Origin of the sequence: Alicyclobacillus acidocaldarius subsp. acidocaldarius Tc-4-1 (genome assembly GCF_000219875.1) — a bacterium.
Taxonomy (GTDB): Bacteria; Bacillota; Bacilli; order Alicyclobacillales; family Alicyclobacillaceae; genus Alicyclobacillus; species Alicyclobacillus acidocaldarius_A.
Window position 1 is genome coordinate 1,062,256 of record NC_017167.1, and the last position, 14,565, is coordinate 1,076,820.

Below are 14,565 nucleotides of genomic sequence, written 5' to 3' on the forward strand. Positions count from 1 at the left end.
GCTTACGATTGTGCATCGACTCTCACGGCGGCTGCGGGGATTCGACACGAAGAGAAGCGGCTGCTGCAGCCGAATTGGGATATTTGGCGAGTCCTTGCAGCAAAGCGAGGGTTGGTCCTGTGGCAGGTACTTCTCTTGACTCAACTAGCTGTAATGTGGCTCTCACCGAAAGCCATACAGCGCTGTCCACTTCGGAGTCATGTACATGTGGCTCTTCGACATTGTGCGCGTGATATAGATAAAAGCGCGTGTCAAAACGAATTGGCTGAGTCGGCGGCGTCACAAAACGGGCGACGCGACGGAGCTTGGTGAGCTGAAACCTCAGGTGCCGCTCGATCATCCACTTGGCTAATCCGGAGTCGTCATTACACAGAGACGCTTGCTGATCGGGCGACAGCTGCGCGTCGTACACAACCATCTGTGACCTCTCGCAGACGCTGCATACCCAACCTATTTCCTCGGCCGTTTCCCGCAGGGCGGTAATCGCGAGAATTTGGTCTTCATCATCCTCGGCCGCCATGGGCATACCAATTGATGACTGAGCGAGATGGTGGTCGCTTTCGCATGTGGCGCCACCGGGGAAAGCCAGGAATCCAGGCAAGAACCGCATCGTCTTCGCACGCCGGATGACAAGCACCTCAACGCCGTCATTTGGCGCTTTTCCGTCTCGAATGACCACGAGCGTGGCCGCCTTTCGAATCTCCATCATGGCGATCCCGCCTCCTCCTTCAGCATGGGCGCCACCTCGTTCATCCGCAGGGACACGAAGGCGGCCCGGGCTTCCCGCTCCAGCCGGTCGTCCAGCGGCTCGAGGTGATCCGGCAGATGGGCGTAGGCCAGGGCGTCGCGCAGCACCGCATCCGCCAGCGCCGGGTTTTTCGGCAGAAGCGGGCCGTGCACGTAGGTGCCCCAGATGTTCAGATGGCGCAGGCCCTCGTGGCCGCTTACCCCATCGTTGCCGTGTCCGTAAACGACGCGCCCGAGCGGCCGATGGCCGTGGCGCGTGCGCCCACCGTGGTTTTCAAATCCGACGATCACGCCAACCTCATCGCTCCACACGGCGATGTTGCCAATGAGCCGTGGCCCATCGGGGCTCGCCTCGGTCACCATCTCCACGAGGCCGATGCCGTGGACCTTTTCGCCGCTCGGAAGTTGGTAGTATTCGCCGAGGAGCTGATAACCGCCGCAGATGGCCAGAACCGGAAGACCATCCTGCACGGCACTCCGAAACGCCGGCGCGCAGGCCCGCAGCTTTTCCGCGACAATCGCCTGCTCGCGGTCGGACCCGCCCCCCAGGAGTACGAGGTGATAGCGCGAGAAGTCCGGGACCTCGCTGTGCGTCACGCGCGCCACTTCGACTTCGTAGCCGCGCCATTCGAGCCGTCGCCGAAGCACGGCGATGTTGCCGCGATCGGCATAGAGATTCAGCAGATCAGGATACAGATGTGCGATACAGAGCGCCTTGCGGCTCATGCTCATCCCTTCTTTCTGAGAGCCAGCGGGCCGCGGGATGCAAAAGCGTATACGTCACGAGCGCATGCATGGCGGCGCCTGTGGCGGAACTGTGGGAAAGCCCCTCGTAGAGCGCCGCTTCTAAGTCGGGTTGGACGCGGATCCGCGATTCCGCAAGGCCCGCGTATTTCAGCCGGAGCGCCACGTCGTGCGCGCGAAAACCCGTGGTGACGACGGCCGTCAGGTGGGGGTCCTCCGCGAGCAGTTCGAAGTCCGCGTCCCAAAGCCAAGACACGTCCCGCCCGTCGGCCGCGAGGTCGTTTACGCCAATGACGAGGACCTTATCCCTTCCATCCGACACCACGGTATCCAGGACGCTGTCACAGCCGGTGGGATTCTTGATCAGGTGAAGGGTCACAGGCGCCTCGAGGTCGAAGCGCTGCATGCGTCCCTCGGGCGGCTGGTACGCCCGAAGCCCCCCGTGGATGGCGTCGCCGGTGAGGCCGAGCGCCCGCGCCGCAGAGGCGGCTGCGAGCACGTTATAGGCGTTGTACAGGCCGGAAACCGGGAGATCCAGCAGGAGGTCCGGCAACCCTTCTTCGGAGAACCGCAGGAACCCGCCCTGGAGTTCTCCCTGAAACGCGGGGTGCGGGCGAACGAAGTCGCAGCCTTCGCACTGATACAGGCCGAGCTGGCCGTACCAGAACCCCTCGTATCGAAGCGGCCGTCCGCACATCAGGCAGAACTGGCCGTCGCGCATTTGCTCGCGCCGGGGCGATCTCGCCGTGCCTCGAGCCATACCGTAGTAGATCGTCTGGCGCGAGGAGCGCAGGCCGAGATACCGGCAGAGCGGATCGTCCCCATTCAGGACGAGTGTCGCCTGCGTCTTTCGTATCCCTTCCAACAGCTTTGCCAGGGTGCCATCCAACTCACCGTACCGGTCCAACTGATCGCGAAACACGTTCGTCACGACGATCACGGCCACCGGCAGGTCCGGTGCGACCGCCGGCAGCGTCGCCTCGTCGATCTCCAAAACCGCCGTGTCCGCGGATAGCCGGCCTGTCCAAGAACAGGACCGCAAAAACGCCGTGGCAATGCCTTGGGCGAGGTTCGCGCCTTTGTGGTTGGTGACCACGGGTTCGCGTTCGGCCACCATGCTCGCCAGGAGGGCGGTCGTGGTCGTCTTCCCGTTGGTGCCGGTGACCGCGATGACGCGCTTCACCTTTCCACCAAATCGCCGGATGAGGCCGGGTGAAATGCGGAGCGCCACTTTACCCGGCAAACTGGTGGCGTCTCTGCCGCGCAGCCTGAGCACCCACAGGACGAGCTTGCCGATCCAGATGCCGAGCATAAGGGCATGCATCCTTTCCATGTCGCAGATGGGGTCCGTGGACAACGTCGCGCCCAACGGTTTTCTCCCGTGGATTATACTATATTTTGATCGCCCGGGCTTGCCGCCCGACGAAGGAGGATGTACAGCTTGTACCATTTGTACGGTTACCGGCGTTGCTCGACATGCCGGAACGCGCAGGCGTTCCTCGAGCGCCTGGGCGCCGACGTGTCGTTTCACGACATCGTCGAACATCCGCCCGACGTGGCCACCCTGCACACGTGGCTCGAAGCCGTGGGGGGCGACATCCGGTCGCTCGTCAACACCCGCGGCGAGGTGTATCGGAGGCGGGGGCTGAAAGAGGTGGCGTGGCCGGTGGACACTTGGCTCGAAGAGATGCATCGAGACGGAAAACTCATCCGCCGCCCTGTGCTCGTGACGCCTTCTGAACGGGTCATTGTGGGCTTCGACGAGGCGGCCTACCGCGACGCCGTGGCCGAGGAGCAGGCGCCATGAAGCGACGCCTCTTCTTCGGGCTCGAGTTACCTGGCTCCTGGAAGGACGAGATTGCAGAGCGATGCGCGTCCATTCGGCAACAGGGCCAGGTCGTCGCGCGCAACTGGTCGCGCAAGGAGATGTACCATTTGACCGTGTTGTTCCTTGGCGACGTCGACTCGGCCGATCTCGATCGCGCCTTCCTGGCGGGAGCGCGAGCCGCCGGCCAGCAGGCGCCGTTCCGGCTCACCACGGGTCCGTTCGGCAGGTTCCTCCAAAGCCGCGTGTTCTGGCTTGGGCTCGACGAGGTCGAATGCAATCTTGCCGAGCTCACCGCACTCTACCGGCGCGTGCGAGCGGCCACTGAGGAGGCACTGCCGAGCGTGCGCCTGGAAGACAGGCCGTATCGCCCTCACATCACGCTCGCTCGGGAGCTTCGCCATTACGCGGAACCCGAACTCGTGGCACCGAAGCCCATGAGTCACGAGTTCACGGAGTTATGTCTGTTCGAGTCAACCCGCGAGAGCGGACAACTCGCCTATCCCATTATCCGGCGCTTCCCATTTTCCGGCGCCTCCGTGATTCGTACGCCAGAAGGCCGAGGGCGTTGAGCGTGAGGTCCAACTGGATAGCTTGTGGGCGGAAGACCGAGGCGTCCAATCCGAGTTCGCCCAGCCTCTCTCGGACGATGTCGGCCTGCGCCTGGACGAGAGCTTCGGGGGACGGATGATCGTCAAAGGTCCTCTCAATGAGCTCGCGGAACCTGTCGGCATAGTACACGGTTTCCCGAAGGGCCTCGTCCTTGGGCGAGGGGCCGAAGTGCGCCTGATACACCGTCTCCATCGGCAGCTTCGCGAACATCTCGCACGTCCGGTGGACGGCTTCCGGATCAAAGTCTACCGGTGAGGTGGAGGGCATCACGAACTCGTAGGGAAAGCCCGTGAACCCCTTGACGAACCGGAGCCCCGCGCTGTCTCCCGTGAAAATGCCGTTGGAGACCGGATCCACGATGGCGAAGTGATGGCTCGCGTGTCCCGGCGCATCGAGGAACTGCAGGCGCCGCTCTCCAATCACGAGCTCGCTCTCGTGGGGCATCGCTTGAACTTGTTCGGCCGGGACGGGTTCGAGAGGCCCGAAGAGTTGGTCGAGCCGCTCCCCGTACACCTCGCGGGCGCCCTGATAGAGGCGGGACGGATCGATCAGATGCCGTGCGCCACGCGGGTGGACGAGCAGCTTGGCCTGCGGCGCCAGCTTCATGAATTGGCCCGCGCCGCCCGCATGATCGAGGTGAACGTGCGTCACGGCGACGTAGGCGAGATCCGTCGGCGTGAGGCCCAGAGCGCGTAGCCCCGCGAGCAGCGCATCGTGCGACCGGGCGGAACCGGTTTCAATGAGCAGAGGCTCGCGATCGCGCACGAGATAGGCACACGTGCGGTAGCGCATGCCGAGTTCCATGAGGTCAATCAGAAAGACTCCGCGCGCGATCTCGACAGGCTGTGGGTACGACGCATGCTGTCCTTCCATGATTTCTTACCTCCTAGCGCTTGTGGCGGCGAAAGGGTCCGCCAGGTTTTCGCGATCGTTCGTCGCGCCGTTTCGTGGCGGCCGCTTCACGGCTCGCTCGCCAAGTGAGCGAGATGGGGCGATCCGCCTGATTCAGGGACGCCCCACGGCTCGTCGCGTCGGCTTTTCGAAACGGGCTCGTCCGAAAGCTCGACAGGCGCGCCACCGGCGCACGCCCGGAAGACCGCCTAGACCGGTCCGTGGCGTCCTGACGAGTGGCTCGGATCTCGTCGACCGAGATGATGTCGGCGAGGGAGTCCTCCTCCGGCAACTCCAGTTCGGTCTCGCGTGAAACGCTGAGCAAAATCCCCATGGCAGCTAGATTCATGACGAGGTCCGTGCCGCCGTAGCTGATGAACGGGAGGGGAATCCCTGTGACCGGCAGGAGCCACGTCACGGCGCCAAGGTTGATGAGCGCCTGCACGATGATGGACGCGGTGAGCCCAATCGCGAGGAGCGATCCGAACCTATCGCGCGCGTATCGTGCGATGTGAAAGCCTCGCCAAATGACGACAGCGAAGATCGCCAAAAGCCCGAGATCGCCGAGCCATCCCCATTCTTCGGTGAACACCGCGAAGATAAAATCGGTGTAGGCCTCCGGCAGGTAACCCGTGGCGGAGATGCTCGAGGCAAACCCGCGACCTGTCAGTCCCCCATTGGCAATGGCCGTGAGGCCCTGAATGAGTTGATAGCCGGATGATTTCGGATGTTGAAACGGGTGAAAGAACGCCACGAGGCGGCTCGAGCGGTATTCGGCCATGCGCGCGCCCAGGAAACCCACCACCACAGCCGTACCCAGGGTGATCCCGAGGGGTTTCCCTGGAACGCCTGCCGCGAACAGGAGCACCATGGCGGTCAGGAAGATGCAGAGCGCCGTGCCCATGTCGGGTTCGATGAACACGAGCACAATCGTCACAGCCACCATGACCATGGCCGGCCTGAAGGTCCGCCGGAGATCACGCAAAATGGGAAGTTTTCTCGTCAGTAAATAGGACAGGTACACCACGAGAACCATCAGCGCGATCTCGGACGGCTGGATGTGGACACTGGTGGTGCCAATCCATCGCGTGGCGCCTAGACTCCGGTGACCGATGCCTGGCACCATCACAATGACAAGGAGGCCAAGCGCGGCAAGCATCATCTTGGGCGCGTGTTGGTACCAGAAGTGATAAGGGATGAACGTGCACAAGCCCATGGCGGCAAGACCTAGGATGGCCGCCGCGAGCTGCCGAATGGCGAAGTGGTCCGGGGAGAGACCTTGGTGAATGTCGTACACCATGCTCGCGGAGTACACCGTCACCACGCCAATGCCGGTCAACATGAGGACCGCGACGAAAAGCACGTAATCCGGTTGATGCCGCTCGGTCCGCACGTCCACACCCCGCTTTGCGCTGTCTAGGCTATGTCCTCATTCGACAGCTTACGGCCATTCCCTCCTAGAAGGCAAGGGGTGCCTCACCACCAGTGAATCCCGATGGCAGTGATCCCAAGAATAGCGGCGAGCGGGATGGCGAGGTGCCACGGGCTTTGCGGTCCTCCGGGCGGCCCGTACGGGTTTTGCGGGGGGCCGGGAGGCATGCCGTGAGGGCCGGGACCAAACAGGCCGCGCGGATGGTCGAGTGACGGGATGGGCGCGTCTGCGCGCACCGCGTTTCGCAGGATGAGATGATGCCGCGTCACGTGGACCACCACGCCTTGAAACGATCCGAAATGCGTGTGGCAATGGACGTGGCGACCCAAGTATGCACGGACTTCGCGAAGCGTAAGCATAGGTGAACGCCTCCTTTCTCGATTACGTTACGGGGCATCCGTCCGCTTTGGCTGGGCGGTTGCACCGATGGAGAGCGCCGTGAAAAAATTCCTTGAAGGGCGGATGCACATGGTTGGGGCGCAGCGCCCGCGAGTTCGGATCTTCGCACACAGGGGCGCGAGTCGCGAGGCGCCTGAAAACACGTTGCTGGCGTTCCAAATCGCGCTGCGCCAAGGGGCAGACGTGATCGAGACGGATGTCCACTGGACGAAGGACCGAGAACTGGTCATCTGTCACGATGAGCGCATTGATGCAATCTCGGACGGAGCGGGCGCTATTGCGGACATGACCTACCAGGAACTCTTGCGTTACGACTTTGGATATCGATTCACGCGCGATGGCGGCAGAACGTACCCGTACAGGGGATGTGGAATTCGCATTGCGACGCTGCGCGAGGCGCTGCGCGCGTTTCCGGGCGTCCATTTCAACGTGGACTTGAAACCGAAGCGCGCTCTTGTCGGTCTATTTCTGCGGATGCTTGAGGAAGAGGATGCGCTTGAGCGCGTGACGCTGGCTTCCTTTCATCATCGGACGCTTGTGGAAGCCCGAGCGCGCTGTCCTCGGCTCAGGACGAGCGCTTCACCCCTGGAGGTGGCGCGCTTGTTGGCGATGACGCGCGCGGGGTGGGCGTTCGGCGGGCGGGCGAGGATGCCTTTCGACGCCGTTCAAGTGCCGATTCGCCAACATGGCGTTCGGGTGGTGACGCCTCGATTCGTCGAGTTTGCTCACCGATGTCACTTGGAGGTCGACGTGTGGACCGTCGATGATCCGCGTGTGATGCAAGATCTCATTCGGCAGGGCGTGGACGGCATTGTCACAAATTCGCCGCAGATCTTGCAAAAGCTCCTGCTGGAACTGGAACAATAAACGTGACATCATGGGGTTGTTTGTACGGGGAGGAGGGTGGCGCGTGGAGTCGGTTCGTCGCGAATGGAAATACTTCGACATCACGGTCGTCGTGGTCCTCTCGCTGCTCGCTGTGTACGCCTGTCTTGCGATTCACGCAGCAACTGCGGGCAACCACAGCGCCAACATCCCGTCCCACGTGATGAGCAAGCAGATTGCTTACGAAGTGCTGGGATTTGTCGCGCTGTTTGCCGGCGCGTTGATGGATTATCGGTGGCTTCGGAAGGCGCACTGGTGGCTCTGGGGCATCTCCTGTGTGCTATTAGTGGCCGTGTTTGGGTTTCCGGCCACCATGGGCGCGCACTCGTGGATTTCGTTTCACTCCTTCTCCTTCCAGCCTTCCGAGCTGGCCAAGGTCGCCATCGTCGTGTGGTTGGCGAAGTACATGGCGGACGTGGAGGAAGCGGAGGTACCGGACTATCGCCTTCGCAAGCAGTGGATCTTTTTGCCCATTGTTCTTGTGCCGTTTGCGCTCACCTTTAAGGAGCCGGCGCTTGGACAAGCTCTCGTGATGATCGCCATCTTCTTGACGATGTATAGCGTGTTCGCCCGCCGCGGGCCGTACGCCGTGCTGATGTTCTTCGTGCTCGGCGTGATCGCGCTTGGCGTCCTGGCGACGACCGTCTTCACGAAGCAGACGCTCGCCTTCGTGGATGTGCTTATGAAACACCACATCCTGAAGGGATACCAGGCGTATCGCATTCTCACTTGGGTCGACCCGAATTTCAGTCAAGACAAGTACGGCTACAATATTCACATGGCGCAGACGGCCATCGGCAGCGGTGAATTGTTTGGCGAAGGGTACGGCAAGGGGGTGCTCACGTCGGGAGGTTGGGTGCCGAATCAGTGGACGGACTATATCTTTTCCGCCATCGGCGAGGAGTTCGGCTTTGTCGGCTCGGCCATCCTCGTGCTTTTGTTTCTGATTCTGTGCCATCGGCTCATCCGTATCGCCCAGACGACCACGGATCCGTTTGGCATGTACATCGCCGTCGGGATCGTCGGGATGTTCGCGTTTCAGGTCTTTGAGAACATCGGCGCAGACATGTACATGAGCCCGTCCACCGGCATCACGCTGCCGTTCATCAGCTACGGGGGCACGTCGCTGTTGGTCAACTACTTCGCCGTGGGCATCGTGTTGAGCGTCGGGCTGAGGCGCAGGCGCACACGCCTGCAGGCCCAATTCGAGACAAGCAAGGGGCGATTGGCGTGACATTTCGTCTGGCGAATCGGATTGTGCGATTGCCGGAACAGTTTTTCTCCGGATTGACGAGGCGTGTGGCCGCGTTTCAGCAGGCGGGTTATGACGTCATCAACCTCGGGCAAGGAAACCCGGATTTGCCCACCCCGTCGCACATCGTGGAGGCCCTTCGCGACGCGGTCCTAGACCCCGCCACGCACCGATACCCTCCCTTTCGCGGGCTGCCGGAGCTCAAGGAGGCAGCGGCGGAGTTCTACCAGCGCACCTACGGCGTGGCGCTGGATCCGGAGCGGGAGATTGCTATTCTTGTGGGCGGCAAGACGGGCCTCGTCGAGGTTGCGGAACTCTACCTCGAAGCGGGCGACGTGGCGCTTGTGCCGGACCCGGGTTACCCCGACTACCTGAGCGGCATCGCGCTCGCCGGTGCAGAACCCTACGCGCTTCCCATCACCGCTTCGAACGGTTACGTTCCTGATCTCGACGCCGTGCCCGAAACGGTGTGGGAGCGCGCGAAGGTGTGGTACCTCAATTATCCGAACAATCCCACCGGCGCCGGCACCACGGCCGCATTCTTCGAGCGGGCGATTGAAAAGGCGCGCGATCACGGCGTGCTCATTGTGCATGACTTCGCGTACGGCGCCATTGGCTACGATCACCACCGCCCACCTTCCTTCCTGCAGATGGAAGGCGCCAAGGAAGTCGGGATCGAGATCTACACGTTGAGCAAGACCTTCAACATGGCCGGTTGGCGCGTGGCGTTCGCGGCGGGCCATCCGGAGGTCATTGAGCACATCAACCTGATTCAAGATCACTACTACGTGTCCATCTTTGCCGCCGTCCAGCGCGCGTCCATCGCCGCGCTGCGTGGACCGGCCGACGAGATCGAGGCTCTGCGCCAGACCTACCAGCGCCGGCGGGACGCGTTTCTCAACGCGCTCCGATCCGCCGGCATCGAGGCGCCCTCGCCTCAGGGGTCATTTTTCTGCTGGATTCCGCTGCCCGAGGGCATATCGTCCGTGGCATTTGCCGAGCAACTGCTCGAGCAGGCGCACGTCGCGGTCGCCCCGGGAAGAGGGTTTGGCGAACATGGGGAAGGGCATGTGCGCGTGGGCCTGCTCGCGCCAGAAGACCGCCTCGTCGAGGCGGCCGAGCGCATGGCGCGGTTCTGGACACAACGGTTTTAGGGGCGCTCCGGCCCCTCGCCGGGCTGGGTGTGGCTTCGGAACTTGTCCGCGAGCTGGATGAGCCACAGGTGATGGTACGGCTCCTGGTATAGGACGGGCTCAATCCGACGATCCGCGGGCCCAATCTTGTACATCCAAATGGTCGTCTGCTGGCGAATCCCTTCGTGCACGCGAATGCCGAGGTGGATGGAATCCCGGTACCCATCTTTGTACGCAATGGCGCCCAACTGCCCGTGAAGTTCGGCCACCATGGGCCGGTACTTCGGATTGCGGATGACCGGCGCGTCGAACCAAGGTGTGTAACCCTGAGCATCCGTCTTGAACCGCTGCTCGGTTTCGATGAGGGCGACTTCAGCACCGTCGATGGGCTCCTTGGTTCTCCCGTCGATCACTCGGATCCGAAGTTTCGCGGTTTTCCGCGTATAGCCCCACGATTCCGGGCCCGCGGGCTGGTCATTGCCTTGTGCTGCCGGTGAAGGCGGCGGAACGGGCTTGGGCGTCGCGGGTGACGCCCCGCTCGAGGCGTTCGGCTTCGCCTGACCTGCGCTCGATCCGCTCGATGGATTCGAGGCTTTTGGCTTGCTCCCGCTTGGGTTCGGTTGCACCGGGACCTTGCCGGGCCCAGGCTTGCCGTTCCCCGCGTCTCGCGCGCGAGGTTGGGGTGCGGGCGCCTCGCTCACTGGAGGTTTCGCTCGCGGGGCCGCCTCGGTGCGCTGTTCCACAGTCTCAATGTCGGCTGGCGCCATCGCCGCGATGGCGCCGTGCAGCGCCCGCGCATGCGCGTGCCGATGGATGCCCATCTGCGGTTGGGTCGGGATGGCCATTGCAATGGCGCTGGCGAAAAGCGATGCGACCATCACGCTTCGCTTGGACGGATATCGTTTCATGGCGTATCCCTCGTTTCTCAAACGATGGTTGGCGGTCAGTCGGCGCCATCACGGCAAGCGCATGAGGGCCCTGTTCTGGTAGTAAAATTGCAGGATCTGCAGGTAGTTCTGGCCACGCCTCGCCCAGTATTCCGAGCCCCACTGGGCCATCTTCTGTGCGTTGCGGTACTGCCAGTTCGGATCGTTTTCGTAACCAGCGGAATAGTTGAGTTCCGCGATCTCGCCGTTCGGTTTGGTATACGCGAGTTTCTGAATGGCCTGAAACGCTGCGTTGGTCGTCGGCTGACTCGACATCTCCTGAAAGTGCTGGAAGTTCGTCGTGTTGTCGACGTCAAACGTGAAGCCGTCGATGGTGACCGGATGCAGATGGTGGTACCAAGCGAACATCTTCACAGCCATGGCACCGGCTTTGAGGGCCTCGGGATGCCAACTCGGGAACCACTCATTGGGCAAGACATCTTCACAGTAGGTCGTGAACGGAACGGCTTCCACGTACATGATCCGCCCGCGCGGATCCGGCTCGCCGCTCGGATTGTTTTCCCGGATGGCGACGCGGATCACCGACGGAAGACTGGTGTTGTAAATCGTCTGGGCCGCCTCGACGCGAGGCGCCGGGAGGATCGGTGTGAGAGCAGCGAATGCGCCGCTTGCGCACAGTAGGCCGACAGTCCGTTGTACTCTTGTCATGACCTGTCCCCTCGCGAGATGTGGTCGTTTTTCTTACTTTTCCCCGCCCTCCGCCGAACATGCGCCGGTGGCATATGTGACACATCCAGGTGGAGCGGGTACAATGAGTCTTTAGAGTTGTGAGCGACGTTCGCGGCCAACCGGGCCGACGGATTCCATGGGGGGATGTCGGATGCAGAAACTGAGTCTCACCGGCCAGTCGAAGCAACCGCACGCGTCGGATGATCAGCTGAAGGGCATCTCGGCAGTCTTGATGGATGGCGATGAGATCTTCATCGATAACAACGCCATCCACGCGAAAAGCCGCGTCGAGTTGGGCGTGCGGTTTGTCGGATCGCTCGAGGAGGTGCCCCATCCGAGGCGGATTGTCGGGCTGTGGATCAGCTTGAAGCGATTCGAGCATGGCATGGGATTCAATGGAGTTCAGGCGTTTGAAATGTGGATTGACAGCGATGCGCAGCTTGGGTACAAGAAACTCGCGGACCACGTGAACGCTATGGACAAGGCTGTAAAGGGCAAAGCGGATTTGAGCCTCTTAAGCCCGGAGCAAATCGAAAAGTTCGCCGCCTTCTTGCGCGGACTTCGCCCGGATCTGTGGGACAACGCATCCCCAGCCTTCCGAGAAGCTTTCTCCGCCGCGTGAAGCGGCCGGGCCGCGGTCCCATGTCGGCAAGGAGGGATGTCTCCGTTGAACCAAAATGAGACCCCATTGTTTGATGCACTGTTGCGACACGTGGCGCGCAATCCGCGCCAGTTTCACATTCCAGGGCATAAGAAGGGCCGCGGCATGGATAGCCGCTTCCGCGCGTTCGTGGGAGACAACGCGCTCGCGCTGGATCTTATCAACATTGCGCCGCTCGACGATCTCCACCACCCGACAGGGGCCATCAAGCACGCGCAGGAACTCGCAGCGGAGGCGTTCGGGGCCGATTACACGTTTTTTTCGGTCCAAGGCACGTCCACGGCCATCATGACGATGGTCATGGCAACCGTAGTCCCGGGGACAAAATCCCTGGTGCCCCGCAATGTCCACAAGTCCGTCTTGACGGCGCTCATTCTCGCGGACGCCAAGCCGGTCTTTCTTCACCCGGAGGTGGACCGCGAGTTCGGCATCTCGCACGGGCTGTCCGTCGAGACCGTGTCGCGCGCGCTCGAGGAGCATCCCGACGCGCGCGCCCTTGTGGTGATCAATCCGACCTATTTCGGCATTGCGGCCGATCTCGAGCGCATTGTAGAGGTGGCGCACAGCGTCGGCGTCCCTGTGCTTGTGGACGAGGCGCACGGCGTGCACATCGGTTTCCATCCGGATCTTCCGCTGTCCGCCATGCAGGCGGGCGCCGACATGGCGGCCACCAGTGTGCACAAGCTCGGCGGTTCGATGACGGGATCGAGCGTCCTGAACGTGCGCGAAGGGATGATCGACCCTCGGCACGTGCAGGTGGTGCTGAGCATGCTGACCACCACGTCGACGTCGTATCTTCTGCTCGCTTCGCTCGACGTGGCGCGCAAGGAATTGGCCATTCACGGGCGCGAGCGGCTGGATTACGCCATTTCCCTCGCCAACAAGGCGCGGCGGGCGATTCAGGCCATTCCTGGGCTGCGGTGCCTCGACGAGCGCCAGCTCGTCTCAAGCGCCACCTACGCGCTCGATCCGACCAAGCTGACCATCTCCGTGCGCGATCTCGGCCTCACCGGATACGACGTGGAGCGCATCCTGCGTGAGGAGTACAACATCGAGGTCGAGTTGAGCGACTTGTACAACATTCTGTGCATCATCTCGTGGGGCGACACGGAGGAGGATATCGAGGCGCTCATCCAGGCACTCGAGGCCATCGCGGATCGCTACGGCCACGGCGCAGTGCGCGAGCACCAGCCCGTCACGCTGCCCTCGATGCCCGAGCTGCGGATGACGCCGCGTTCCGCGTTCTACGCGCCGACGGAGGTCGTGCCGCTGCAGCAAGCTGTGGGGCGGACTATGGCGGAGATGGTGATGGTGTACCCACCCGGCATTCCCATCCTCTTGCCTGGCGAAGTGATTACGCAGGATAATATCGACTATATCGAAGCCAATCTGCGGGCCGGACTGCCCGTGCAGGGCCCTGACGACCCCGAGATCCGTATGATCAAAGTCGTCCGCGAGTGAGCGTCCGGCCGCGCGTGGGAGGAGTTTCTATGGCTCTGGAAGTCGGCGTGAAGGCGCCTGAGTTCTCGGCGGAGTCCGACTCGGGCGAGACGGTCAAGCTGTCGGATCTGCGCGGAAAGGTCGTGGTTCTCTACTTCTATCCCAAGGACGATACACCGGGCTGCACGCAGGAGGCCTGCGCGTTCCGCGATCTCAAGTCGCGGTTCGAGGAGGTCGGTGCGGTCATCTACGGGGTGTCGAGGGACGACGTGCGCTCGCACGCGAAGTTTCGGGACAAGCACGGCCTGAACTTTCCGCTTCTCTCGGATCCGGACGGCCAGATCTGCCAGGCGTACGACGTGCTCAAGGAAAAAAACATGTACGGCCGCAAGACACTCGGCATTGAGCGCACGACCTATGTGATCGATCGCGACGGCGCCATCGCGGCCGTGTTTCCAAAAGTCAAGGTCGACGGGCATGCGGAAGAGGTGCTCGCGAAGGTCCGGGAAATCGCGGGCTGAAACGGGGTACGAGAAGGCGTATAATAGAAGCTGGAAAGGGAGGCGATGACGATGATTTCGCTGACCGAGCAAGCTGCAGAGCGCGTCCGCACGCTCCTGGAGTCGCAGGCGTCGGGGGAGGATGCGCTGCGCATCTATACCAAACCGGGCGGCTGCACAGGATTCACATACGGCCTCGCACTTGACAACGAGAAGCCGGGCGATGTGGTGACGGTGCAGCACGGCGTCAAGCTTGTGGTGGATCCGGAGAGCCTGGAACTCATCGACGGATCCGAGATCGACTACGTGGATGATCTCACGGGACAAGGCTTCAAGATCAACAACCCGAACGCCACGCAAATGTGCGGCTGCGGTTCAAGTTTCCGCACCGCCACGCGTGCGGGGCAGCCGGGATCGTGCAATTGAGC

The 14,565-nt window shown here is 62.2% G+C and carries 17 protein-coding genes; 9 read left to right on the plus strand and 8 right to left on the minus strand.

The genetic code is table 11. From position 1 onward, the window contains the following. Positions 1-22: 22 nt before the first annotated feature. From TC41_RS04860 to TC41_RS04870, 3 genes are read right to left on the minus strand one after another with little or no spacing between them, the layout of a single operon-like run. On the minus strand, positions 23-709 hold the full coding sequence (locus tag TC41_RS04860) for an NUDIX hydrolase (protein WP_014463904.1): 687 nt from the start codon (positions 707-709) through the stop codon (positions 23-25). Then, complete coding sequence (locus TC41_RS04865; RefSeq protein ID WP_014463905.1) at positions 706-1,473, minus strand: type 1 glutamine amidotransferase; 768 nt, start codon at positions 1,471-1,473, stop codon at positions 706-708. Before TC41_RS04865 ends, TC41_RS04860 begins: the two co-directional genes overlap by 4 nt. Further along, on the minus strand, positions 1,433-2,803 hold the full coding sequence (locus TC41_RS04870) for a Mur ligase family protein (RefSeq protein WP_014463906.1): 1,371 nt from the start codon (positions 2,801-2,803) through the stop codon (positions 1,433-1,435). Before TC41_RS04870 ends, TC41_RS04865 begins: the two co-directional genes overlap by 41 nt. Before the next feature lie 120 nt (positions 2,804-2,923). Here TC41_RS04870 and TC41_RS04875 point away from each other — a divergent pair, with 120 nt between their 5' ends. Further along, the gene (locus TC41_RS04875) at positions 2,924-3,298 is read left to right on the plus strand and encodes an arsenate reductase family protein (RefSeq protein ID WP_014463907.1); all 375 of its coding nucleotides are present in this window, start codon (positions 2,924-2,926) and stop codon (positions 3,296-3,298) included. Beyond that, on the plus strand, positions 3,295-3,888 hold the full coding sequence (gene thpR, locus TC41_RS04880; RefSeq protein ID WP_041695060.1) for an RNA 2',3'-cyclic phosphodiesterase: 594 nt from the start codon (positions 3,295-3,297) through the stop codon (positions 3,886-3,888). Before TC41_RS04875 ends, thpR begins: the two co-directional genes overlap by 4 nt. Here the strand turns inward: thpR and TC41_RS04885 are convergent. The 3 genes from TC41_RS04885 to TC41_RS04895 form a co-directional block, all read right to left on the minus strand. After that, positions 3,824-4,801: an MBL fold metallo-hydrolase gene (locus tag TC41_RS04885; RefSeq protein ID WP_014463908.1), complete on the minus strand. Its 978-nt coding sequence runs from the start codon at positions 4,799-4,801 to the stop codon at positions 3,824-3,826. The two genes, thpR and TC41_RS04885, sit on opposite strands and share 65 nt — an antisense overlap. A 13-nt stretch (positions 4,802-4,814) precedes the next feature. Beyond that, entirely contained in the window at positions 4,815-6,212 is a 1,398-nt protein-coding gene (gene ftsW / locus TC41_RS04890; protein WP_237700035.1) for a putative lipid II flippase FtsW, read from the minus strand. An 83-nt stretch (positions 6,213-6,295) separates the two neighbouring features. After that, entirely contained in the window at positions 6,296-6,610 is a 315-nt protein-coding gene (locus TC41_RS04895) for a hypothetical protein (protein ID WP_014463910.1), read from the minus strand. Between the two features lie 109 nt (positions 6,611-6,719). Here TC41_RS04895 and TC41_RS04900 point away from each other — a divergent pair, with 109 nt between their 5' ends. The 3 genes from TC41_RS04900 to TC41_RS04910 are packed head-to-tail and all read left to right on the plus strand — an operon-like array spanning position 6,720 to position 9,941. Next, positions 6,720-7,517 carry a glycerophosphodiester phosphodiesterase gene (locus TC41_RS04900; protein ID WP_237700089.1) on the plus strand — a complete coding sequence of 266 codons (798 nt, stop codon included), beginning with the start codon at positions 6,720-6,722 and terminating at the stop codon, positions 7,515-7,517. A gap of 43 nt (positions 7,518-7,560) precedes the next feature. Beyond that, complete coding sequence (locus tag TC41_RS04905; RefSeq protein WP_041695062.1) at positions 7,561-8,769, plus strand: FtsW/RodA/SpoVE family cell cycle protein; 1,209 nt, start codon at positions 7,561-7,563, stop codon at positions 8,767-8,769. After that, entirely contained in the window at positions 8,766-9,941 is a 1,176-nt protein-coding gene (locus TC41_RS04910) for an aminotransferase class I/II-fold pyridoxal phosphate-dependent enzyme (RefSeq protein WP_014463913.1), read from the plus strand. Before TC41_RS04905 ends, TC41_RS04910 begins: the two co-directional genes overlap by 4 nt. Here TC41_RS04910 and TC41_RS04915 read toward each other — a convergent pair. Both TC41_RS04915 and TC41_RS04920 read right to left on the minus strand, forming a co-directional pair. Next, entirely contained in the window at positions 9,938-10,828 is an 891-nt protein-coding gene (locus tag TC41_RS04915) for a hypothetical protein (protein WP_041695063.1), read from the minus strand. The two genes, TC41_RS04910 and TC41_RS04915, sit on opposite strands and share 4 nt — an antisense overlap. A 48-nt stretch (positions 10,829-10,876) precedes the next feature. Further along, positions 10,877-11,515 carry a SpoIID/LytB domain-containing protein gene (locus TC41_RS04920; RefSeq protein ID WP_041695064.1) on the minus strand — a complete coding sequence of 213 codons (639 nt, stop codon included), beginning with the start codon at positions 11,513-11,515 and terminating at the stop codon, positions 10,877-10,879. 172 nt (positions 11,516-11,687) lie between these two features. Here TC41_RS04920 and TC41_RS04925 point away from each other — a divergent pair, with 172 nt between their 5' ends. Genes TC41_RS04925 through TC41_RS04940 form a run of 4 tightly spaced genes read left to right on the plus strand, consistent with a single transcriptional unit; the run spans position 11,688 to position 14,563 of the window. Next, entirely contained in the window at positions 11,688-12,158 is a 471-nt protein-coding gene (locus tag TC41_RS04925; RefSeq protein WP_014463917.1) for a YwhD family protein, read from the plus strand. 45 nt (positions 12,159-12,203) lie between these two features. After that, positions 12,204-13,658: an aminotransferase class I/II-fold pyridoxal phosphate-dependent enzyme gene (locus TC41_RS04930; RefSeq protein ID WP_041695065.1), complete on the plus strand. Its 1,455-nt coding sequence runs from the start codon at positions 12,204-12,206 to the stop codon at positions 13,656-13,658. A gap of 29 nt (positions 13,659-13,687) precedes the next feature. Then, positions 13,688-14,158 carry a thioredoxin-dependent thiol peroxidase gene (gene bcp, locus TC41_RS04935; RefSeq protein WP_014463919.1) on the plus strand — a complete coding sequence of 157 codons (471 nt, stop codon included), beginning with the start codon at positions 13,688-13,690 and terminating at the stop codon, positions 14,156-14,158. Positions 14,159-14,209: 51 nt separating this feature from the next. Further along, positions 14,210-14,563: a HesB/IscA family protein gene (locus TC41_RS04940; RefSeq protein ID WP_041695066.1), complete on the plus strand. Its 354-nt coding sequence runs from the start codon at positions 14,210-14,212 to the stop codon at positions 14,561-14,563. Positions 14,564-14,565 lie beyond the last annotated feature (2 nt).

Excerpts from the sequence above, each read along its gene's own strand:
- TC41_RS04915 (WP_041695063.1), bottom strand. The coding sequence starts at position 10,828 with ATGAAACGATATCCGTCCAAGCGAAGCGTGATGGTCGCATCGCTTTTC.
- TC41_RS04875 (WP_014463907.1), top strand. The coding sequence starts at position 2,924 with ATGTACAGCTTGTACCATTTGTACGGTTACCGGCGTTGCTCGACATGC.
- TC41_RS04860 (WP_014463904.1), bottom strand. The coding sequence starts at position 709 with ATGATGGAGATTCGAAAGGCGGCCACGCTCGTGGTCATTCGAGACGGA.
- thpR (WP_041695060.1), top strand. The coding sequence starts at position 3,295 with ATGAAGCGACGCCTCTTCTTCGGGCTCGAGTTACCTGGCTCCTGGAAG.
- TC41_RS04885 (WP_014463908.1), bottom strand. The coding sequence starts at position 4,801 with ATGGAAGGACAGCATGCGTCGTACCCACAGCCTGTCGAGATCGCGCGC.
- TC41_RS04895 (WP_014463910.1), bottom strand. The coding sequence starts at position 6,610 with ATGCTTACGCTTCGCGAAGTCCGTGCATACTTGGGTCGCCACGTCCAT.
- TC41_RS04865 (WP_014463905.1), bottom strand. The coding sequence starts at position 1,473 with ATGAGCCGCAAGGCGCTCTGTATCGCACATCTGTATCCTGATCTGCTG.
- TC41_RS04900 (WP_237700089.1), top strand. The coding sequence starts at position 6,720 with ATGGTTGGGGCGCAGCGCCCGCGAGTTCGGATCTTCGCACACAGGGGC.
- TC41_RS04925 (WP_014463917.1), top strand. The coding sequence starts at position 11,688 with ATGCAGAAACTGAGTCTCACCGGCCAGTCGAAGCAACCGCACGCGTCG.
- TC41_RS04940 (WP_041695066.1), top strand. The coding sequence starts at position 14,210 with ATGATTTCGCTGACCGAGCAAGCTGCAGAGCGCGTCCGCACGCTCCTG.
- TC41_RS04920 (WP_041695064.1), bottom strand. The coding sequence starts at position 11,515 with ATGACAAGAGTACAACGGACTGTCGGCCTACTGTGCGCAAGCGGCGCA.
- bcp (WP_014463919.1), top strand. The coding sequence starts at position 13,688 with ATGGCTCTGGAAGTCGGCGTGAAGGCGCCTGAGTTCTCGGCGGAGTCC.
- TC41_RS04870 (WP_014463906.1), bottom strand. The coding sequence starts at position 2,803 with ATGCTCGGCATCTGGATCGGCAAGCTCGTCCTGTGGGTGCTCAGGCTG.